20 protein-coding genes are annotated in these 22079 nt (G+C 36.8%); 14 read left to right on the top strand and 6 right to left on the bottom strand.

From position 1 onward, the window contains the following. Positions 1–61: 61 nt before the first annotated feature. Positions 62–784 (top strand): tRNA (N6-threonylcarbamoyladenosine(37)-N6)-methyltransferase TrmO, encoded by a 723-nt coding sequence (gene tsaA, locus F948_RS07810; protein WP_004962340.1) that lies wholly within the window; start codon positions 62–64, stop codon positions 782–784. A 24-nt stretch (positions 785–808) separates the two neighbouring features. On the opposite strand, the gene F948_RS07805 is transcribed toward tsaA, so the two are convergent. Beyond that, the gene (locus F948_RS07805; protein ID WP_004962333.1) at positions 809–2074 is read right to left on the bottom strand and encodes an MgtC/SapB family protein; all 1266 of its coding nucleotides are present in this window, start codon (positions 2072–2074) and stop codon (positions 809–811) included. A 233-nt stretch (positions 2075–2307) separates the two neighbouring features. Between F948_RS07805 and F948_RS07800 the strand changes: the two genes are divergently transcribed. The 4 genes from F948_RS07800 (at position 2308) to F948_RS07785 (ending at position 6624) form a co-directional block, all read left to right on the top strand. Beyond that, on the top strand, positions 2308–4065 hold the full coding sequence (locus F948_RS07800) for a type IV pilus assembly ATPase TfpB (protein WP_004962328.1): 1758 nt from the start codon (positions 2308–2310) through the stop codon (positions 4063–4065). 85 nt (positions 4066–4150) lie between these two features. After that, on the top strand, positions 4151–4516 hold the full coding sequence (locus F948_RS07795) for a NirD/YgiW/YdeI family stress tolerance protein (RefSeq protein WP_004962324.1): 366 nt from the start codon (positions 4151–4153) through the stop codon (positions 4514–4516). A 103-nt stretch (positions 4517–4619) separates the two neighbouring features. Continuing rightward, entirely contained in the window at positions 4620–5279 is a 660-nt protein-coding gene (locus F948_RS07790; RefSeq protein ID WP_004953989.1) for a response regulator transcription factor, read from the top strand. A 4-nt stretch (positions 5280–5283) separates the two neighbouring features. After that, entirely contained in the window at positions 5284–6624 is a 1341-nt protein-coding gene (locus tag F948_RS07785; RefSeq protein WP_004962320.1) for a sensor histidine kinase, read from the top strand. A gap of 79 nt (positions 6625–6703) precedes the next feature. On the opposite strand, the gene hemP is transcribed toward F948_RS07785, so the two are convergent. Further along, positions 6704–6874, bottom strand: coding sequence for a hemin uptake protein HemP (hemP, locus tag F948_RS07780; protein ID WP_004638676.1), 171 nt, complete (start codon positions 6872–6874; stop codon positions 6704–6706). 176 nt (positions 6875–7050) lie between these two features. Here hemP and F948_RS07775 point away from each other — a divergent pair, with 176 nt between their 5' ends. After that, on the top strand, positions 7051–7959 hold the full coding sequence (locus F948_RS07775) for a thiamine phosphate synthase (RefSeq protein WP_026057431.1): 909 nt from the start codon (positions 7051–7053) through the stop codon (positions 7957–7959). A 4-nt stretch (positions 7960–7963) separates the two neighbouring features. Here F948_RS07775 and F948_RS07770 read toward each other — a convergent pair whose 3' ends face one another. After that, on the bottom strand, positions 7964–8524 hold the full coding sequence (locus tag F948_RS07770; RefSeq protein WP_004962313.1) for a tetratricopeptide repeat protein: 561 nt from the start codon (positions 8522–8524) through the stop codon (positions 7964–7966). 20 nt (positions 8525–8544) lie between these two features. Next, complete coding sequence (mrcB, locus tag F948_RS07765) at positions 8545–10950, bottom strand: penicillin-binding protein 1B (protein ID WP_004962310.1); 2406 nt, start codon at positions 10948–10950, stop codon at positions 8545–8547. A 234-nt stretch (positions 10951–11184) separates the two neighbouring features. Here mrcB and F948_RS07760 point away from each other — a divergent pair, with 234 nt between their 5' ends. From F948_RS07760 to F948_RS07740, 6 genes are all read left to right on the top strand, one after another. Next, positions 11185–12093 (top strand): NAD(+) kinase, encoded by a 909-nt coding sequence (locus F948_RS07760; RefSeq protein ID WP_005402512.1) that lies wholly within the window; start codon positions 11185–11187, stop codon positions 12091–12093. Next, the gene (locus F948_RS07755; protein WP_004962308.1) at positions 12090–12362 is read left to right on the top strand and encodes a YeaC family protein; all 273 of its coding nucleotides are present in this window, start codon (positions 12090–12092) and stop codon (positions 12360–12362) included. The genes F948_RS07760 and F948_RS07755 overlap by 4 nt, the downstream gene beginning before the upstream one ends. A 225-nt stretch (positions 12363–12587) precedes the next feature. Continuing rightward, positions 12588–15131: a type VI secretion system Vgr family protein gene (locus F948_RS07750; protein WP_004962306.1), complete on the top strand. Its 2544-nt coding sequence runs from the start codon at positions 12588–12590 to the stop codon at positions 15129–15131. Between the two features lie 62 nt (positions 15132–15193). Then, entirely contained in the window at positions 15194–15349 is a 156-nt protein-coding gene (locus F948_RS16390; protein ID WP_017397554.1) for a hypothetical protein, read from the top strand. Position 15350: 1 nt separating this feature from the next. Continuing rightward, a complete protein-coding gene (locus F948_RS07745) occupies positions 15351–16910 on the top strand; it encodes a hypothetical protein (protein WP_004962305.1) in 1560 nt (519 codons plus the stop codon). Beyond that, a complete protein-coding gene (locus tag F948_RS07740) occupies positions 16910–17368 on the top strand; it encodes a hypothetical protein (protein WP_004962303.1) in 459 nt (152 codons plus the stop codon). Before F948_RS07745 ends, F948_RS07740 begins: the two co-directional genes overlap by 1 nt. Positions 17369–17537: 169 nt before the next feature. Here the strand turns inward: F948_RS07740 and F948_RS07735 are convergent, their stop codons facing one another. Next, on the bottom strand, positions 17538–18536 hold the full coding sequence (locus F948_RS07735) for a glycosyl transferase family protein (RefSeq protein WP_026057432.1): 999 nt from the start codon (positions 18534–18536) through the stop codon (positions 17538–17540). 243 nt (positions 18537–18779) lie between these two features. On the opposite strand from F948_RS07735, the gene F948_RS07730 reads away from it, so the two are divergent. Beyond that, positions 18780–19925, top strand: coding sequence for an acyl-CoA dehydrogenase family protein (locus tag F948_RS07730; RefSeq protein WP_004962299.1), 1146 nt, complete (start codon positions 18780–18782; stop codon positions 19923–19925). Positions 19926–19965: 40 nt separating this feature from the next. Here the strand turns inward: F948_RS07730 and F948_RS07725 are convergent, their stop codons facing one another. Next, positions 19966–20592, bottom strand: coding sequence for a hypothetical protein (locus tag F948_RS07725; protein WP_004962297.1), 627 nt, complete (start codon positions 20590–20592; stop codon positions 19966–19968). 301 nt (positions 20593–20893) lie between these two features. On the opposite strand from F948_RS07725, the gene pheA reads away from it, so the two are divergent. Then, positions 20894–22003, top strand: a complete 1110-nt coding sequence (pheA, locus tag F948_RS07720) for a prephenate dehydratase (RefSeq protein WP_004962294.1) — start codon at positions 20894–20896, stop codon at positions 22001–22003. The last annotated feature ends 76 nt before the right edge of the window (positions 22004–22079 follow it).

Genomic DNA, 22079 nt, shown 5'->3' with positions numbered 1-22079 from the left:
TCTAATCTAAAATCATTCTCTATAAACTGAATATATTTAATTGTCTTTATAAGAAAAAGTGATGAATCCCGTTGTTACAATTCCGATCATTGGTTATATGCATTCACCTTATTGTGAAAAATTTGGCATTCCACGACAACCAAATTTGGTTCAGGTGGAGTCATATCTCGAAATGATCGAGCCTTATAACGATATATTGGCTTTTGAAGGGATAGATGAATTTAGTCATTTATGGCTACTTTGGCAGTTCCATGACAATAAGCATCAAGCAAACAACACTGATGCTGGACATAAATTTCGAGCACAAGTTCGACCACCTAGATTAGGTGGTAATCAAAAAATTGGTGTTTTTGCCACAAGAAGTATGTACAGACCATCTCCGATTGGACTATCTGTAGTGCAATTCTTGCGTATTGAAAAGTTATCAAATCGTGTTCGAATTTATGTTACAGGTGCTGATTTGCTAGATGGTACGCCGATTGTAGACATTAAACCTTATATTCAATATTCGGATTCTATTGCAAATGCATTAAGTGGATATGCTCAAGAAGAGCCTCAGCGTAAGCAAGTTATTTGGAGTGAGATGGCATTGCATCAACGACAACAATTTATCCAAAAAGACCAAATACCTATTCGCATATTTAATGAAATGGAGCAAGTATTGGCTTTAGACCCAAGACCTGCATATCATGAGGATGCTGAACGGATTTATAAAATGAAGTTTTCCCAATTCGATGTAAATTTCAAAGTTATAGCGAATACCATCGAAATTGTCAAACTTTAATGTCAGCTTTTACTATTATATTTATCAGCGGGATACCCAAACTAAAATAACTAAAATAGCCATATGAAGAATCTGTGCTGGAACGAATGCAAGTGCGTATTTATAACCGCCTGTAAGCCCAGCATTAATACTTTTTGACATCGCGTGGGCACATAGACCAACCATTAAAGCAATTAGCAATGGTGTTGCCTGAGCCGTATTTGGATCGCCTTGGACGACTATTGCGGCAATTGCCGCATGAATTTCAAATAAAGAGGCGATGAATGTTCCAATAATAAGTCCGCTATTACCTAACCATAAATTTAAGCCATAGACGGCTGCTTGTATGGTGGATAATGCTACTGTAATGACAATCGCATTTTTAAAACTAAACATACGACTTTCATCAGTTTTTTGACTTAGCTCATTTTTAGTAGATTTACGCAACAGATAAATAGACCATGCAAATAGTAATAAGGTCGAAATTAAACTAGGTATTAAAAGAAGCTCTAACCATGCCATGCTGATACTAGCGACGATAATCAGCATTTGAACTAAAGTTGCAACGCAAGACATCAGCGCAGCACCTGCATTGATTTTAGGGTCGGCATGATTATTACGAACTTCCATACCTAAGTTTGCGACAGTTGCAGTACTTGATACAAAGCCTGAAGCTAAGGAGGAAAAAACGATCGCATTTCTAGAAGATAACAAGCGTTTGGCAAAATGAGCTAACGCTTGAACCAATAAAATCAAGCTGAGTAACTTGAGAATCGTATAAGGATTTAAAACGGGTCCCCAATACGCTTTATCAGGTGCTAAAGGTAATCCAATAAGAATAAGTGCCAGTAATAAAACACCATCCCTTAATTCAGTCTCGCTAATCCATTGATTAGCCAATCCATGTAATGTTTCTTTGGCAAAGAGCAGTATGGTCAAAGTGACAGCAAGACCTGCCGCTAAATTGATATTCCAAATACATACTGCACCTATAAAATAGGTCATGATAAAGGCAAGTTCTGTTGTAACCCCTGGATCATCTTGTTGATTACGTAGCGACGCAATACTAATTGCACCGACTAGAATTGCCCCCGTGATTCCAATTTCTAAGTTAAATAAAAAACACAACGTACCTAAAAGTGAGGTGATTGCAAAAGTTCGAAAACCTGCAAATGTTTTAGTTTTATGTCTACTTTTACTGCGTTCACGTTCTAAACCAATCAATAATCCACAGCCCAAAGACACTGCAAAAATCATCATAAGTTGGCTGAATGATGTATTTTGTATCGAATAATTCATGAGTTCAGCCATAGTTTATCTCTGTTGTTATATGTTCATCATGCAGCATTGATATGGAAGGATGAAACATTTCAAATATTTAATAGTTTCTAAAACTTATATCACAATTTTACAAAGTTTATAGTCAAATTATTGAACTTATGTCTATGTTTTCAAGGCGTATTTACTGAGTTGGAATCTACAAAATGATCTGACAGATTCTGCTGGTTCTCTGTTATATTATAGATATTAGTTGGGGTATAACAATGACGTTTAACTTTGAAATCGATATTTTTTGGTGTTTAGAACAATTACAAAAAGACGGAAGAATTAATGAGCGTGATAAATTATTGGTACAAACTACACATCGCCAAAAAGAACAATTGAAATGGCATCCTCTTCAATGGATAGCAAACTTTAATTTAAAAGACCAGCTAAATGCTGGGCAAACCTTAACACTAAATCGCTTATGTCTATGGTTGGCTGAAAAGTCTCAAGTTCCTTTATTTGTTATTGATCCATTAAAAGCTGATGTAGCAGTTTTAACTGGGGTTATGTCGCAGGAGTTTGCTGTACGGAACCATATTCTTGCCGTTGAAGTACACGCAGATCGTATTCTGATTGGTACGGATCAACCATTTTCTTTGGAGTGGAAAAATAATTTAGAGAGGAGCCTCAGCCCTAAAAAAGTTGAACCCGTTCTCCTCAATCCTGAACAGCTTCGTCGCTATTTGGTTGAGTATTATCAAGTCAGTCGAGCTGTAAATTCCTCTCAAAACTCTAGTCCTTTCGATCGAGATAATAAGGGTGTTGAAGCTCTATTACAGCTTGGTGATACCCAAAATCCTGATGCTAATGATCAGCACATTGTTAAATTGGTGGATTGGGTGTTGCAATTTGCTTTCGAGCAAGGTGCTAGCGATATCCATCTAGAACCTCGCAAGGAAAAGGGTAAGGTACGTTTTCGTATCGATGGTGTATTACATACAATTTATAATATGCCTGCAAATACTCTCACAGCCGTGATTTCACGGATTAAAATTCTTGGTCGAATGAATGTCGCTGAAAAACGTAAACCACAAGATGGTCGTTTGAAAACACGAACACCTAAAGGACAAGAAACAGAGTTACGTTTATCAACTTTGCCTACAGCATTTGGTGAAAAGTTGGTAATGCGTATTTTTGATCCTGAGGTCTTGGTTAGAAGTTTTCAACAACTGGGATTCGAAGGACATTTGTTACATAGTTGGCAGCAATTAACGCAACATAGTCATGGGATTATTTTAGTAACAGGTCCAACAGGCTCTGGTAAAACCACAACTTTATATTCCTCATTGAAGCAGTTAGCTACTGAACAAGTGAATGTATGTACGATTGAAGATCCAATCGAAATGTTGGAGCCAAGTTTTAACCAAATGCAGGTTAATCCAACGATTGAATTGGGATTCGCAGATGGTGTACGAGCTTTGATGCGTCAAGATCCTGATATCATCATGGTGGGTGAGATTCGTGATCACGATACTGCAAATATGGCAATTCAAGCCGCACTCACAGGACATTTGGTATTATCAACTTTACATACCAATGATGCACCTTCAAGTTTAACTCGTCTGCATGATTTGGGTGTTCAACCATTTTTAACAGCTGCAACCATTCTTGGTGTGTTGGCGCAACGCTTGGTCCGTCGTTTATGTCCGCAATGTAAACAAGAAACCTCAATGAATGAACAAGAGTGGGAACACCTGACTTTTGATTACATTATGGAAATGCCTGAAACGATGTATAAGGCGGTTGGATGTGAAACCTGTCGTCATACAGGTTACAAAGGTCGTGTAGGAATTTATGAGTTTATGCCAGTGAGTCTAGAACTCAAATCTTTGATTAGTGCACATGGAACTTTGAATGATTTAAAAGTACAGGCAAAAAAAGAGGGTGTTGAACCTTTGAGAATTGCAGGTGCACGTAAAGTGATTGAAGGCGTAACAACTTTGGAAGAAGTACTCCGTGTCGTACCATTGAGTTAAGCAAAATAGAAATCTTAAGATTCACCTCATCTAGCTTTGTTTAAATAGCTTTATCAAAAGTGAATACATAAACAAGGGTAAATAGATGAATATGTTCTCTAAAACTGCTGTAATTTCAGGCTTAGTTGCTACAACAACATTTGCTTTAGCGAACACGGGTGCAGTTAATCAACAGGCTTTAGCACCAACACAAACGACATCAGTTAAACAAGCTTTGACACTTAAAGATGATTCACCTGTTATGCTTAAAGGTTATATTGTGAAAGCAACCGGTGATGAAAAATACCAGTTTAGTGACCAAACAGGTTCTATGACTGTCGATATTGATGATGATTTATGGAAAGGTAAACCAGTATCTGCTAAAACTCCTGTGACTTTGATCGGTGAGATTGATATCGATTATAAGCCTATGAAACGTGTTGAAGTTGATGTCGATCAAGTGCAGTTTTAACTGATTGAATTAAACAAGCCATATGAGAAATCATGTGGCTTTTTGCTAGTTTGATCTTTTCAAGGCATCATAGATTGTAATCATTCATTATGAGAACCTTATTATGCGAATTTTATTAGCAGAAGATGATGCTTCTCAGGCTGAAAGTATTAAAGACTGGCTGGAAATGGATGGTTATAGTGTTGATTGGGTTGAACGAGGCGACCACGCTATCTTGGCAGTAAAACAGCATCACTATGATTGTATTTTGCTGGACAGAGGTTTACCTAATGCATCAGGTGATGACATTCTGAAGCGTATTCGTGAACAACATTTGTTGATTCCAGTGATTTTTATCACTGCAAAGGACCATATTCATGATCGTGTGGAGGGATTAGATTTAGGAGCAAACGACTATTTAGTTAAGCCTTTTAACTTAGAGGAACTTTCTGCAAGAATCCGCGCACAACTAAGACAATCTCAGAAGCAGAAAGGAGCATATCTTTGTTTTGCTGATTTAAAACTCGATCCTAATGCGAAGACCGTTTTGAAAGCAGGTGAAACGGTAAATTTAACTGCTAAAGAGTTTCAAATTTTATATAAGTTAATGCAAAATCCAAATCATATTGTCACCCGTGAGCAACTCGAAGAATCATTATATGCTTGGGGAGAGGAGATTGAGAGTAATGCGATAGAGGTCTTCATATATCAAATTCGAAAAAAAATTGGTAGCCAACTAATCAAAACTATTCGTGGTTTAGGTTACAGAATGAACTTGGGTTGAACCAATGAAAACCGTCTCATTGCAAAATCAATTAATTAAGACCTCTTTAATCAGCTCAGTCATGGTAGGCAGCTTAGCGCTACTCATATTTGTAATTGTCTCTGTTTACCAAACCATGCATGTGCAAGATGAAATCATGGATGAGATATCAGATATGCTGCTTCTTTCTGACCTAACCACCAGCTCAGGGAAGCAAATTGATGAGTTAAGTGAACAATTTGATATTCAATACAGATTGAAAAATTCACAACTTGTTTTAACACAATCAGAAGGTTTTCCATTAGATCAAGAACCTCACATTTTTCCTAATGATCATCATCAGTACGGATTCTTTTGGCAGAATCATCAATTGTGGCGGAGTTATGTTGCGAAAGATCATCAAGCAAATATGAATGTATTGGTGATACAACCGTTAGAGGAAAGATTCGAGGAGTTATTGCATAGTTTTGCAGCTTACTTTTTGATTCTGCTTATGGTGTGGTCATTACAATGGATGATCTTATATTTTTTAATTAAGCGACAGTTTAAAGTAGTACATCAACTTTCTAAGCAAATTTCAGCAAAAAATGCAGAAGACTTAAGTCCCATTAAGTTTGCTGAATTTGAGGTGAAAGAATTACAACCAATCTTAGCTCAATTGAATTATTTGCTTAAACGTTTAGATAATTCATTAAAAGCAGAACAACGCTTTACTGCTGATGCTTCCCATGAGCTAAGATCACCGCTCTCTGCGATTCAGTTGCGCCTACAATTATTACAACGAAAATATCCAGAACGTGCAAAAGAGCTAGATAGCATGCAATTAGATGTCTCTCGTGGAATTCAAACACTGGAAAATTTACTTTTACTCGCGCGTTTAGATCCTGAACATCCAGAACATTTGCCAAAGACATATTTTGATTTAAATGAGATGGTGAAACTTCTTTTATCTGACTTTTCAACTGCGATCGAAACAAAAAATTTGGAAATTGTTTATCAAAATATCTTAAGTGATAAGAAGTTAGATATTTTTGCTAATGAACAATTAATTTATACCTGCCTGCGAAATATTTTAGATAATGCAATTCGATATTCAGAAGTGAATCATCTAATTCATATAAAACTCGATGATGATTCAGATTACATTAATTTAACAATCGAAAATCAAGGTGCTGGACTCGATACAGAAGTGTTAGAACGTTTAGGTGAGCGATTCTTTAGGGTGTTGGGAACGAAAACACAAGGTTCAGGTTTAGGGTTATCAATTTGTAAAAAAATAATAGAACTTCATCGTGGTAGGATCACTTTTGCACAATCATCAATTGGTGGATTAAAGGTACAAATACAATTGCCTAAAACTATTTAACGAACAAAAAGAGCAGTACGCGCTGACATACTGCTATTCCCACGTTTATTGTTCTTATACGTTTATTCTTCTATTAATCTTATTTAGTTAAAATTAATCGATTGTTACGAGTAAGGCGTAGGCGATACTCTTCACCTGCATGCATGATACGAATTTCACGTCCTAAGGCAAACAAGTTGTTTGAATGTAACATTGGCAAAGATTGAGCTGAATCTGTACTGCGAGTAAAAAGATTAAAAGGTGCGTTCATTTGTTATGCTCCGTGGTGTGTTTTTTAATGTTTTAAATGATAATCATTATCGAATAGGCCTGTCAATGCAAATTTCATTATTTTACAAAATGATCAAATTATTTATTCTTTGACATGTGAATTGGGTTACAAACTCATTAGAATGAATTTTAAAATATCAAGGATTTTAGATGGTTATGGCAAAAGCTACTGTTGATGTTGCAATCGCAATTCTATTACATAAATCTAAAGTGCTAGTTGGATGGCGACAAGCAAACCAACATCAAGGTAATAAGCATGAATTTCCTGGTGGGAAAATTGAGGAAGGTGAAACACCTGAGCAAGCTTGCCGCAGAGAGGTCTATGAGGAGGTAGGAATCGGATTAAAGGAGTGGCATCAGTTCGATGTTATTCGACATGAATATGAAGATATTATTGTTACTTTACATCTATTCCATACGTATGTTCCTGATGAGCTTTTAAGTTTAATCCATCAACCATGGTCTTGGTTTAGTAGAGATCAACTTGCGGACTTAAACTTTCCAAAAGCAAATTCAACGATTATAGAGCGATTGATCTGGTCTCACTTGATCAAAATTAGTGATCAAGTTGATGAATTACCGAAAACTAATTCACAAATGTATTTACGTATAGAAACTAAAGACATTGAAAAACTTCAACAGCAATTAATTAAATTGTCTGAACAGCAATTATTGAAGCTGATTGTTAATGTGGATGTTTGGCAACAATTAAATACAGTGTTGCAAGAAAAAATTAAAACAGTCCACCTTAAACAATCTCAGTTAATGCAACTGAAAAAGGGTGATTTGGTTGTAGCTAAACGTTATATCGCTGCTTGCCATGATGCTGTTTCAGTACAACATGCGCATCAGATTGGGTGTGATGCGATTTTTTTAAGCCCTGTAAATCCGACAGCAACTCATCCAAATAGCAAAGTACTTGGTTGGGACGGATTTGCAGCATTAGCTCAAAATAGTGATATTCCAGTTTTTGCTCTAGGAGGCGTTGCGCCAGCAGATTTAGAACAAGCCCAAAAACACAATGCTTATGGGCTTGCTGGAATACGACAATTCAGTTCAATTTAACCAATTAAAGAGCTTGAATTGCTCGACGTGCTTCTTGAGCTTTGACAGGATGATTTCGTGCTTCGCTGGCTTTAAGTACGATCATCCAGAGTTGTTTTTTCATTGAGTTGCTTTGTGCATAACTTAACCCACGACGTGCTAAAGCTTCAGCATTTGCATACTGTTTGCGTTGATCTGCAATTAAGGCTAGATAAAGGTAAGTTTCAGACGCTTGAGGTGCAATACGCTGAGCCTGCAAAGCATATCGTTCAGCTTCAGCGAGTTGCTTCTGTTTATATGCCGCTTGAGTCTTCTGCATTAATGTTCTAAATGCAGGTAACTGACTCCCGTCATTAAATTTCTGCTGTACTTTTTGTTGTGGTACAACAACCTCCACATTTTTACGTTTTATTTCTTTTTGCTCATAAGGTGTAATTTTTACACCCGAAGAAGGTGGTGTAACCTTCTTCTTTTGAGTTGTGGTGGTTGGTGGCTGATTCGTCGGTTTTGAAGTGCTCTTTTCAGGTGTTAGGGTACAGCCACCCATAACTAACATAGCAGTAAGTAATGTTACTTTTTTCATCATTTCAAATCATTCCTTTGAGTTTAATTCTCGCCGTTGTAGCTACCGCTAGAAATAATTCTTGTAGAGGAGTGATTTGATAAATCATTGTCCATTTCTGTTTCACTTTCTCGAATGTAGTTACTAATACCATCGCTTTCATTGCCTTGATTGTCTTCAGTCGATGGGTTGTAAGTCGGTTCAACTTCATAGTGCGATAAACCACAAGTAGTAGCTCGACGGGGAACTGTTTGGCGAAGCAAAGGAATATACATTGCACCATCACAACCTTGAGCAGATAAATCACCGCTAGCACTATCAATCCATTGCCATTGAACATTATCTGTTTGACGTAAATTCACGGGTTCTTGGCGAAGTTGCTTCATGACATTCGTCCAAACAGGTAAAGCGCCTGATGAACCTGTTAAACCTGTTATTTTGTTGTCGTCTAAACCTAACCAAACTACCGCAACATGATTACCAGAATATCCTGCGAACCAAGAGTCACGCGTATCATTTGTTGTGCCTGACTTACCAGCTAAATTTAGAGACTCAGGTAAACTGCTATATGCTGAACGACCTGTACCTGAACGCATTACTTGTTGTAAACCATAATTCAAAATATATGCCGCAGCAGGGTCAATCGTTTGTTGTACGTTTAGACCATATCGTTCTAATAAACGACCTTTAGCATCAACAACAGTGCGTATTGTGCGAGGTGGATATTTGAAACCACCAGTAGCGAAGTTTCCATAAATACTTAATACCTCCATCGGTGACATATTGACTGCACCTAGATAGATTGAAGGATAAGCTGGAATGTCTGAAGTTACTCCAAATTGCTTTAATTTATTACTAAAGGTTGATAAGCCAAACTCATTGGCAAGACGTACTGTAGATAAGTTGTATGAATTTGCTAATGCCTGTTGCATTGGTACTACGCCATGTTCGCCACCACTATAGTTTTTAGGCGTCCAACTTTTATCTCCATCAATAGGGATATTGACAGCAGTATCTTCAATAGGGGTAGCCCATGTGTAGCGACCAGATTCTATTGCATTCAAATAGATAATTGGTTTGAGTAATGACCCAACCTGACGTTTAGCATCAAGTGCGCGGTTAAATCCAGTAAAATCTTGAGTAGAACCAACAGCTGCGATTAACTCACCATTTTCAGGATGGGCAACAAGAACAGCACCTTGAAGGTTCTTTAAACGAGAAGGGTTGCTACCTGCTAAGCGTTCTACAGAGCTTTTAAAAGCACTTTGAACTTGAGTTTGAGCTATTGGATCAAGTGTCGTAAAGATTTTTAAGCCTTGATTGGTAATATCATTTTCTTGATATTCTGTGCGTAGTTGGCGACGAACAATATCAAGAAAATCTGGGAATTTAGCAGGGCCTAAAGTTGGTTTACTTACAACATTTAAAGGACGTGCAATTTCATCTTGATATTCAGCTTCTGTTAAATAGCCCATGACCAACATGTTATTTAATACGATGTCACGACGTTTTTTAGCTGATTCTGGATTGCGCCAAGGATTGTATAATGATGGACCTTGAACCAAGCCTACTAGGAATGCTTGCTGAGAAATATTAAGTTCACGTAATGGTAAACCAAAATAAAATTGTGAAGCTAAACCGTAACCATTAATTGAGTAGTTGCCATTTTGTCCAAGATTAACTTCATTTAGATACGCTTCAAGAATTTCATCTTTGCTGTAATGAAGTTCAATCAATAAAGCCATTAACGCTTCATTTACTTTCCTTTTGAGCGTTTTTTCAGGAGAAAGGTAGAAGTTCTTGACCAATTGTTGTGTTAGTGTTGAACCACCTTGTCGTTTTCCGCCAGTTGCGTTACTCACTAAAGCACGAGCTGTACCACGAATCGAGACACCATGATGTTGATAAAAATTTCGATCCTCTGTTGAAATGAGTGCTTCGATCAACGGTTTCGGTACTTTATTCAATTTTATGAGTACGCGATCTTCATTATGCTGAGGGTAAATACCACCAATCAATAAAGGCTCTAAACGAGCAACACCCGTATTTGATGGTTTAGTTGATCTAATTTCACTCACTTGACCGTCGATAAATGCAACTTCAAGCACTTGCTCTGGTTCAGTTGTATCACCGTAATCAAAACCACGAGTGTGGACATACATTTGATTACCTTGAATAACATAGCTTCCAGATTTATCGTAATTAGAAGTGTTTTTATAGCCCAAGAGTTTCAACTCTTGAGTAAAATTCTCTTGAGTAATCGGCGCGTTCGCATAGATTTCTAAAGGACGAGCAAATACTTTGGCAGGAATATCCCAACGCTGCCCCTCAAACTTATTGCGGATAATATTATCTAAACGGATCAAATAGATACTAAAAGCAATAAATACACCGATCACTAAAATTGAAAAAATTAGTGCTAGAAAACCGATACCACGTTCACACTTCATAGATTTGCGATAAAACCAAAACAATGAGGGTAATGATGCGATAGCTTATAAGCAATTTGCAATCATAAAACTGTCAATAAATAGCAACATGAAATAAAAACTTTAAGAAAGTGTTGACATTATTCGTATAAAAAAACAACGGATATACATTTTTATACTTTTTAATCAATCATCAACGAAATTTGCACTGTTAATGATATGATAGGCAGGAATCGCGACGGAGCTGAATTATTCGTGCAAATTTCACATAAATCCTTTCGAAATATTGGTCTAATTGGGCGACCAGACAAGTATTCTGTTGTAGAAACGTTATGTTTAATCCATGATCATTTGATCACTTTAGGTTTAAACCCTGTATTCGACCAAGAAACTGCACAACTCGTTCCGTATAGTCATGGACAAACGGTTAGCCGAAATTTACTTGGTGAAGTTGTAGATCTTGTGATTGTTGTAGGAGGGGATGGTTCTTTACTCCATGCAGCACGTGCTTTAGTTCGTTACAACACACCAGTGATTGGGATTAACCGAGGTCGATTAGGATTTTTAACCGATATCAAACCTGCTGAAGCAATTTTTAAACTTGATCAAGTTTTGCAAGGACATTTTCAGTTAGATCGCCGTTTCTTATTAGAAATGGAGGTAAGAACTAACAATGAAACGATTTATGATGCAATTGCATTAAATGATGTAGTTTTGCACTCAGGAAAATCAGTTCATATGATTGATTTTGAGCTGAGCATCGATGGTCAGTATGTTTATCGACAACATAGTGATGGTTTAATTGTTTCAACGCCAACAGGTTCAACAGCATATGCTTTATCTGGTGGTGGACCTATTTTACATCCGAGCATGGATGCGATCGCTTTAGTTCCGATGCACCCACATACGCTTTCATCAAGACCAATCGTCGTTGGTGGGCACAGTGAAGTTAAAATTACGATACGAGAAAATCGCGTATTACCGATGGTGAGCGCAGATGGACAACACAGTGTGGCATTAAATGTTGGCGACACAGTGCATATTCGTAAACATCCGTTTAAACTAAGCTTATTACATCCACCTGGTTATGATTTTTATATGGCTTGCCGTACTAAACTGGGTTGGAATCAAGATTTTGAATCTTTTCAACAGGATGAATCATGAATATTGAACAAATGCTCGCTATTTTAAATCCTGAAATCGTTGAGCGTCTTAAAACAGCTGTTGAAATTGGTAAATGGCCAAATGGTATTGCATTGACTAAAGAGCAGCGCGAGATTTGTATGCAAGCTGTATACGCTTGGGAAATGGAAAATTTACCTGAAGAACAGCGTAGCGGTTATATCGATCGTGGTACAAAAGAAGAAGGTGAGGAATGTGATGATGATCATCCTAAGAATGAGCCTGAATTTAAACCTATTCGTTTCGTTTAAGAAAAATTGAATTAAAAATGCCCTAGATTGCTAGGGCTTTTTTATTGTTATTACTAGTTTAAAATTCAATTATCAGAATTTAGTCTGCTAAATTGTGGTTATAGATACCAAAAGACTTATTAGAAACTATATTTCAACAAAGAATAACGATAGCTATACAAATTAGACAAACCGTTCTGTTTTGTTTATGATCGCCGAAATTTGAGTGATTTTTAATAACAAGAGATGTTAGATCATATATTTCATGTCTTAGAAAGCCTAGGTATAACTTCACAAAAACGTGCCTTACATATTCAATTTTCTAATCAATATTTAAATTCCCAAGTCTTTTTACAACGCATTGATGGTGAACATCGAATCAATGATGGGCTAATCGCTGAGCTACTATGCTTGTCAACTAATGTAATGATTCCATTAAAACAATTTATTGGTTGTCTTGTTGCGATTGATCAGGTGACTGATGCAGGAAAATTATTTCGTACTACAGGGATAATTACCCAAGCACTTCAAGGGCAATCTGATGGAAGTCTCACACTCTATAAACTCACCCTAGAAGACCCAACTGCATTGTGGAAAAAACGCCGCAATAGCCGTGTATTTATGAATAAAACTGCGATTGATGTAGTGGAAATCTTATTTAAAGAATGGCAACAAAAAAGTCCTTTGTTTGCATCAACACTAGTGCTTGATCTCAATGGGTTAAATCAAGAATATGATGTCCGTCCGTTTGTTATGCAACACAATGAAACGGATTATGACTTTCTAACTCGGTTGTTACGTAGTGAAGGTATCAATTGGCTTGTTGATGAAGTAGAACTTATTGTTACAAATAACTTGAGCCCAATCCAAGCCCAAAAGTTACGATTAATTGATGATAATAGTCATTACCAAGCCTTAGATAGAGGGTCAATTCGTTACCATCGTAGTAGTGCAACAGAACAATACGATAGCATGACCAGCCTTATCGCTGAACGTTCTCTACAACCGACAGCGGTACATATTCAACGCTGGCAAGCCGATGCTCTTGAACAAGAACAAGGTGCAGGTAGTGTTCAAAGTACACATCAACACAGTAATCAATATAATAATGCCAGCCTACAATTAGAAGATGCATGGCATTTCAGTCCTGCATGGATTCAAGATTTGAATGGTGAAGATGGAGCTACAACCTCAGGTAATTCACAAATAGAGAAATTCAACCAAAACTTAGGACAGTACCATAACCTAAAATCTAAATACTTTACGGCAAAGACGACTGTACGCGATACACAAATTGGATACTGGTTTGCATTAGTTGATCACCCTGAAATCGACCAACATATCAGTTCAGACAAAGAATTTCTAATTACAGGTAAAAACTTTTATAACCAAAACAATTTACCCAAAGAACTAAATCAACAAATCGAGCAATTACTTGAACAAAGTCGTTGGAAAAGCTCTATTACTAAGATAAATACAGAAGAGCGGCAAGGAAATACACTGTCTTTACAACGACGAAGTATTAAAACTGTGCCCGAATATCATCCACTACAACATCGCCCAGCAGTATCACCACAACGTGCTCAAGTAGTAGGGCCGAGTGGAGATGAAATCCATGTTGATGAATGGGGACGTATAAAAGTTCGTTTTCTATTTACTAGACAAGAAGACCATAATCATGATGGTGGTGCTGGTGCCAATCATAATGACACCGATTCAGCATGGGTAGATGTACTAACCCCTTGGGCTGGTGAAGGTTATGGAGCTCGGTTCTTACCACGTATTGATGAAATCGTAGTTATTGATTTTTTTGATGGCAATATTGATCGCCCTTTTGTAGTGGGAAGAATCCACGAAGCACAACGCTATCCAACAAAATTTGATAATGCAGGTCAGTTACCTGATACCAAGAAATTATCAGGGATTAAATCCAAAGAATATCAAGGTGAAGGTTTTAACCAACTACGTTTTGATGATACTACAGGACAGATCAGTGCTCAGTTACAAAGTAGTCACGGCATAAGTCAACTTAACCTAGGTAAGTTGAGTCATCCGAAAAATCAGGCAGAAAGTGAAGAGCGTGGTGAAGGTTTTGAATTACGTACTGATCAATGTGGTGCGCTTAGAGCTGGCGAGGGTCTGCTCATCACAACTCATTCTCAAGACCAAGCAGAAGGTGAACACCTTGATGCTCAATCAGCTAAACAACAATTTGAAGTTAATCAAAATAATGCAAAAGCTTTAAGTGAAGTCGCAAAGAATCAACAAACCGATGAAATAGAATCAGTTGAACAATTGAAAGCGTTTGCTAGTCAGATTGAAGAAAAAATTGCCAAATTTAATAAAGCTTTATTGCTACTGAGCTCGCCTGCAGGAATTGGTTTGAGTAGCAGTGATGATATTCATTTATCTGCTGATGGACAGATTAATCAGTTTGCGGGTGATAGTATCAATTTGAGTACGCAGAGAAATTTGGTTGCACATGTGAGTGGCAAGGTTAGTTTATTCGCGGCTCAGAATGGAATCAAACAAGTAGCTGCTAAAGGTAAGTTTGACATGCATGCTCAAGGCGATGGTATGGATTTACTTGCTAAGCAAGGTATCAAGATTATCTCTACTGAAGATCGAATTGAGATCACTAGCCCCAGCGAGATTGTGATTACGGCGGGCGGTTCACAAATTAAAATTAACAGCTCCGGTATTTTTCCTGTTACTGGAGGCAAGTTTGAAGTTAAGGCAGGGCAACATTTGTTTATGGGGGGGCAAATGCTCAGGCTGAAATTCCTTTAATACCGACCTTAGGTCAATATAATATCCAATTCGAACTACGTGATAAAGAAACGCAAGACTTAATGCCTTTCACTTCTTACATGTTAATGAACGATCAAGGGCATGTAAGCTATGGAAAAACAGATGCGAATGGTTTGACTCAGGCATTTGTCACCGATAAACAGGAGAATTATTATCTACATGCAATCAATGACAAAATAAAGAAATTGGATAACTAAGATGGCAAAGTATTCTCAACCTAAGTTGGCACAAGCTGTATTAAAGAATTTGCCAAAACATATTGCTTTGTCACGTTTGAAATATGTTATTACAGCAAAAACATCCGAAGCTAAATCTACCTATGTATCTAAACTGACACCTTTTAATAAGTTTATGAAAACCCATAAAATTGAGGTGAACTATGATACTGCGGTTGTTCAAGTTGATATTTTCTTAGATGATAAATGGTATCAGGGGGCAATTCTTCCACATTTAGCACAATCTGAAAGCGGAAAGTTTACCGAGATCAAGTTTAAATACCATCACTCGAAAAGTTCCCCGATAGAAGAAAATAAAATCCAAAAAGTTTATATAAAAGAAGGTATGGAAGTTGGTTGGTTATTGATTCGAGAAGATGAGACTGTCGATGCATTATTAAAACGTATCTATGCATACCATCCTACGGTAAAGGAATTTTCGATTTTTAAAAATAACAATGCCCATTTACCAGAATTATCAACTAATGGACCAATGACTGTGCTTAAACCGTGTCAGGTGGTCATTTTGTCGAATAAAAATGGAAATGATTCTAAGCTGAGTGAATATAAGCAGTTAGCAAGAAGTATCGAAGAAAAATTGAATCTACTGAGAAAGTCCTCAAACTTTGATGCGGCATTTTTTGCTGCAAATTATGAACTTTTGTACGACTATTGGTCACATGCTACTGAAATGGCATTAGCCAATGTAAGTGGTCAAAAGAAAGTCATTACAGTTGATGAGTTTAGGAAGGAATATTGTCGAGGTGATGATGATTTACTGGATCAAGTTGAAGAAAGAGCGGGACAAATTGTAGATAGCGCTGACCAAAAAAGCGAGCGAGATAGAAAGCTTAAAAAGAATCAGCTTCTAGTTATGAAAGAAACATCACTAGAAAAAGTGATAAAAAGTAATGATGCGATTATGGCTGCTTATCAAAGTGAACAGCTAATGAAATCTAAATATGCAAATCCAAAGCATTTTTCAGATTTTAAGAAAAAACATGCCTCACTTTATAGCCAGTTGGGTACAGCACTCAAGGATATGCATATTGTTGAGCCTCAGACTCAAATCCCTCTAATGAGAAAGTATATGAAAACGGATTCTCTTATTCGATCTGATGCTGTAAGAGGTGGTTTGAAGCATTACGATAAAATGATTGTAGATTTGGGGAAAATCAGTGTTGGCTTAAGAATGGGTAAACAATTGGTTGTGGGTTTAGGCGCTGCAATATTTTTAAAAAATACAATGGATGCCTACAACACGGGTGATATGGAGCTTACAAAGAAGGTAGCTGTGATAGAAGGTAGTAAGATTGCTGGTGGTATTATCGGAGGAACTGTTGGTAACTTTGGCGGAAAAGTTGTAGCAAGAGGGGTAATTTATATTATTGGTCTTGTGGCTGGGGCAGCTGGATATACAATTTCGTTACCTGTTTCCTTGACTATTACAGCTGTAGTTATTGGTGCAGGTGTGATTGGAGGGGGTAAATATGGTGCAGATTTGGCTGAAGATGAACTCAAAAAAAGGACAGGAGTATGCTAATGGAAAGTCAATTAGTTGATTTTCATGGTAGCATTTTAATTGGCTTACTTGTTATTGGGTTAATGTTACTATTATGTATATATATATATAATCTATTATTTATCAAAAAAAATAGTAAAGAACTTTCTGAAAAAATATATGGTATTGAAGAATATTTAGATGAGGTAGGTATCTCTTTTGAAAAAGTATTACAACTTAATTTTATATTCTCCACGATGTGGTTTTCATATTTTATATCATACAAACGTAATAAAAAGATGCCGTATTTTGCAAAACGTGGAGAAAAGAGTCCAAGGTTATATCCAAATCTGTATCAGGATAATGTTATTTATTTATGTGAAAAATTTAAAAAACAAATTATTATAAATGAGGTTTTATCTTTGTTCACTTTTATTTTTGGAATCGCATTTTTTTTCTATGAGTCTATTGCTGATTTTTTAATATATTTAGGTTTTTAATACTTCTAAAAATAAGTTGGAGATTTTAGCAAATATATGGCTAAAAAATCACAGGAATATGTAAATTGTACTAGCTTAAATTTAGCCTGACAGTCTTAAGCAAATATCGGTAACTGTCAGATCAGGTTTGAGCTAATACATTTCTATTTTATTTTATAATAAGTCTCATTTAACTCAAACGAGATTCCCAAAGTTCTTTCGCTTTAGTCATCGCTTCACCATAACTATTTACAGCATCCATCGTATATAAAGCAATTCCCATTGTTTCAATCACAGCCATTTCACCATATTCATGTGTTTGCTCACCCAGCCACACCGCTTTAAACACTGCTAAATCAAGTTCTTCTTCAATAGGGCTACGATCAGGTGTCAGTTTAGGTAATTCATGCTCATACAACTCACCGTTTTTAATCCCACAAATTAAAGTCTTGGCATCAGGATTACGCTCAAATTCACCACCTTCACCTTTTATCACAGCGCTATTTTTATAGCCTAATCGAAAAGCTGTTTGTTGATGTGATGATCTGTAAGCAGGATGGAAAATTGCCTGTAAAGTTGCCTTTGCATTAAATGGATTAATTAAACGTGCCAGTGTATGAATTGGTGAGCGAAGACCCATTACATTTCTGAGTGATATTAGATCACTCAAAATCGGTGATATTGTTTCAAGTGGTAAGTAAGCAAAATGATGTTGTTCAAGTTGCTGTTTTACTTCTTGTTGATTATGGCAAATTGGGTAGCCTAAATATTCTAATACCTGTTCAGTATAAACACGGTTAATTGTGTGACCTGATGCTCCATGCATTACAATTTTATAACCATGATGAGCTAATGTTAAAGCTGCAAGAATGAACCATGGATAATGCTTACGTTTTCCAGCATATGAAGACCAATCTAGATCAACATCTAAAGATTCAAAGTTGAGTTGATCTCGTGTTGCTTGAACAAAACCAGCAAGTTCATCAACAGATTCCTCTTTGACACGCAAAAGCATTAAAAATGCGCCAAGTTGAACATCTAGCACTTCATCTTTCAAAATCATGCTAAATGCTTGATATGCTTCTTCATAGCTTAAAGAGCGCGATCCTGTTTTACCTTTACCTAAAATACGAACATATTGAGCAAACGGATGTTCTGCGGTTTTATAAATATTTCGTTTGGTATTCATGATAATTCTGATGTGATCGATAACTAGAAAATAATATGACATAAAGTTGGCTATGTTGAGTAATAAACGCTGAGATAAATTCGGTTTAATTTGTTTTGGCGAAATATTAAACATTACAAGCGAAATTATTGACCGAATCAGTCTAGTGAATTGATGCAAACGGACCATGACATCAACTTGAAAAATCATTAGCATGACTGCGAAACAAACTTTTAAGAACAAAGAAAGCGAAAGGAAATAGCGATGTTAGCTTACGATGCAGATTTGGAACTCTTCCGTGATAATTTCAAACGTTTTATGAGTGAGCATGTTGCTCCACATTACGATCAATGGGAACGTGAAGGCATTATGCCGCGCTCAGTTTGGAATTTACTGGGTGAAAATGGTTTTTTATGTGTAGATGTACCTGAAGAGTACGGTGGCTATGGTGTGCCAACACATTATTCATTGATGTTGGTTGAAGAGTCTGCTCGTGCGGGATATTGTGCTTTATCGACAGCAATTTCATGTCACTCTGAAATTGCTGCTCCTTATATTCAACATATTGGTACAGAAGAGCAAAAACAATATTGGTTACCAAAAATGGTATCAGGCGAGGCGGTTGGTGCAATTGGTATGACCGAGCCAGGTGCGGGTTCTGATTTACAGGCTATGCGTACTAGTGCAATCCTACAAGGTGACCACTACATTTTGAATGGATCAAAAACATTTATTTCAAATGGTCAACACGCGGATGTTGTTGTTCTTGCGGTAAAAACTGATCCACAAGCACGTGCTAAGGGTGTATCGTTACTACTGGTCGATACTCATCTCGAAGGTTTCAAGAAAGGCACTAACCTCGATAAAATTGGCTTGCACTCGCAAGATACATCTGAATTGTTCTTTGATAATGTAAAAGTACCTAAAGATCAATTGCTTGGTAATGCTGGTTCTGGTTTTGCTTATTTGATGCAAGAATTGCCTCGTGAACGTACAGCAATTGCATCTACAGCTTTAGGTGCAATTCGTGGTGCAATTGATTTAGCTACTGCTTATGTAAAAGAGCGTCAAGCATTTGGTCAGGCAATTTCGCAGTTTCAAAATACGCGTTTTGTATTGGCTCAAGCGAAGATTGATGAGTTGGCAACAGCAGCTTTCTACAATCAGAACGTAGAGCTTTATATGGAAGGTAAGTTAGATGTTGAAACGGCTGCTGCACTGAAGAGTTTCAGTACAGATATGCAAATGAAGGTATCTGATAACTTACTTCAGTTATTTGGTGGTTATGGTTATATGACTGAATATCCAATCTCACGTTTCTTTGTTGATGCTCGTATTCAACGTATTTATGGTGGTACCAATGAGATTATGAAAGAAATAGTAGCTCGTGGATTGATTGGTAAATCATAAGCCAACTTTGATATCCTAAGCCTGCTTTTAGCAGGCTTTTTTATTGTTCTTCTGTTGAATATTGAATCACTGGATAAGTTTTCTGTTTAGGGAGCTTTTGTAAAGCACGATTGATATCAAGCAGAAATTTATCTGCTTCATCTTGGTTTGGCCAATGATTATTATATTGACTTCTTTTTTGAATATTCACACTACATCCTGTAACTTCCATATTTTCTGGATTAAATGACCAATCATTTGGATTTTTCAAAGTAACGTCCAATGCACTATCACAACTTTTCCAGAGCTTTACGAATGAATTTTCTATTTGAGGTTTCAGCTCTTTAACAGGATAAATAGAATATCCTTTCATTTCTGAATTAAAAAATTTGATAAATAAATAAGAGGGCATTCCTCCCCAATTGATCGCCGTATTTGGTGGAAGTTCAATGCTTGTTAAATCTTTTTCATTTAATGGATGTTGCTGTTGGTCTTTTTGAAATGAATTTTTTGATTTGTATTTGAGTTTGGTTGCCTTAGGAACAGTTATTCCTCTGATTTGAGTTGTTGTCGTTGTAACATAATAGGGTGAAGAATCTTTATTACATCCTGTTGGATTATAGCAGCCTATGCATCCTGTTAGACTTGTGGCGATTACGCTAATCAGTAAAGGTGTTTTTATATTCATTATCATGGATGGCATCAATTTTTATTTTTTACAGATTTTATCAAACTTGATTGAATTTTGTCTGTAGTGATTGAATAAAGCGGAATCTGATGCTTGATAAATAATTTTAAAAACAAAGGTCGGGATTGTAATGATTTGCGAAAAACCATTTATAAAAATGCGCAAGGGCTTTGACCTAAGCAAAAAGAGTTAAATCTTCACGTGTTTAAAGCGTTAAAGTCTTGTTATACTAGCTTCGCATAACAGTTCATAGATGAATTGTAACCCATTTATATAGATGATTTTGCTGAGGCTGCATTCAATGGTAAACGATGGACAAAACACATCGACGTCACTTAATTTAGAACAAATTCGTAATGATATAGATAGTGTTGATCAACAAATCCAAGAATTACTTAACCGTCGAGCTACGCTGGCTGAAGCTGTAGCAAAAGCGAAATTTGCAGCTGAAGAAAACCCATTATTTTATCGTCCTGAACGTGAGGCTCAAGTTCTCCGTAAGGTGATGGAACGTAATCAAGGTCCATTGTCTGATGCGACGATGGCACGTTTATTTCGTGAAATCATGTCCGCTTGTTTAGCACTTGAAGCACCTCAAAGCATTGCATTTTTAGGTCCTGAAGGTACATATACGCATTCAGCTGTGATAAAACATTTTGGTAAAGATGCAGTTGTGCGCCCATTGCCAACGATTGATGAAGTGTTCCGTGAAGTTGAAGCTGGTGGTGCGCATTATGGTGTTGTTCCAGTTGAGAATTCATCAGAAGGTATCGTAAACCACACTTTAGATTGCTTTAAATCATCTACTTTAAATGTGATTGGTGAAGTAGAACTTCGCATTCATCATCAATTTCTCGTATCTGAAAATACTCGTAAAGACAGCATTAAACAGATTTATGCACATCAACAAACCCTTGCTCAATGTCGCAAATGGTTAGATGCGCATTATCCAGGTGTAGAGCGTGTAGCGCTTAATTCAAATGCGGAAGCTGCTCGCCGTATTCGTAATGAGTGGCATTCTGCCGCTATTGCTTCAGATATTGCTGCAAGTATGTATAACTTAGAGATATTACATAGCAACATTGAAGATAACCCTGAAAATACGACTCGTTTCCTTGTGATTGGTCGCGAGAAAATTCCACAAAGTGGTAATGATAAAACGTCTTTACTGATCTCTGCACATGATCGTGCGGGTGCTTTATTGGAAATCCTGGCGCCATTTGCCAAACATAAAATTAGTTTGACTAGTATTGAAACTCGTCCAGCGCTTCCTGAGAAATGGGCTTATGTTTTCTTCATTGATTTGGAAGGGCATATTGATCAAGAAAATGTAGCTGCAGCATTAGATGAAATTCGACCTAATGTAAAAGAATTGCGAGTATTGGGTTCATATCCTATCGCTGTTTTATAGTTCAATTTATTTTAAATCCGTTCCAGTCTCCCTTTTTAAAGGGAGATACTTTCCGATCTTTTTTTAAAGAGAGGTT

This window comes from Acinetobacter junii CIP 64.5 (genome assembly GCF_000368765.1).
Lineage (GTDB): Bacteria > Pseudomonadota > Gammaproteobacteria > Pseudomonadales > Moraxellaceae > Acinetobacter > Acinetobacter junii.
The sequence above is the reverse complement of the archived record's forward strand: the minus strand, read 5'-3'. Positions and strand labels throughout refer to the sequence as shown.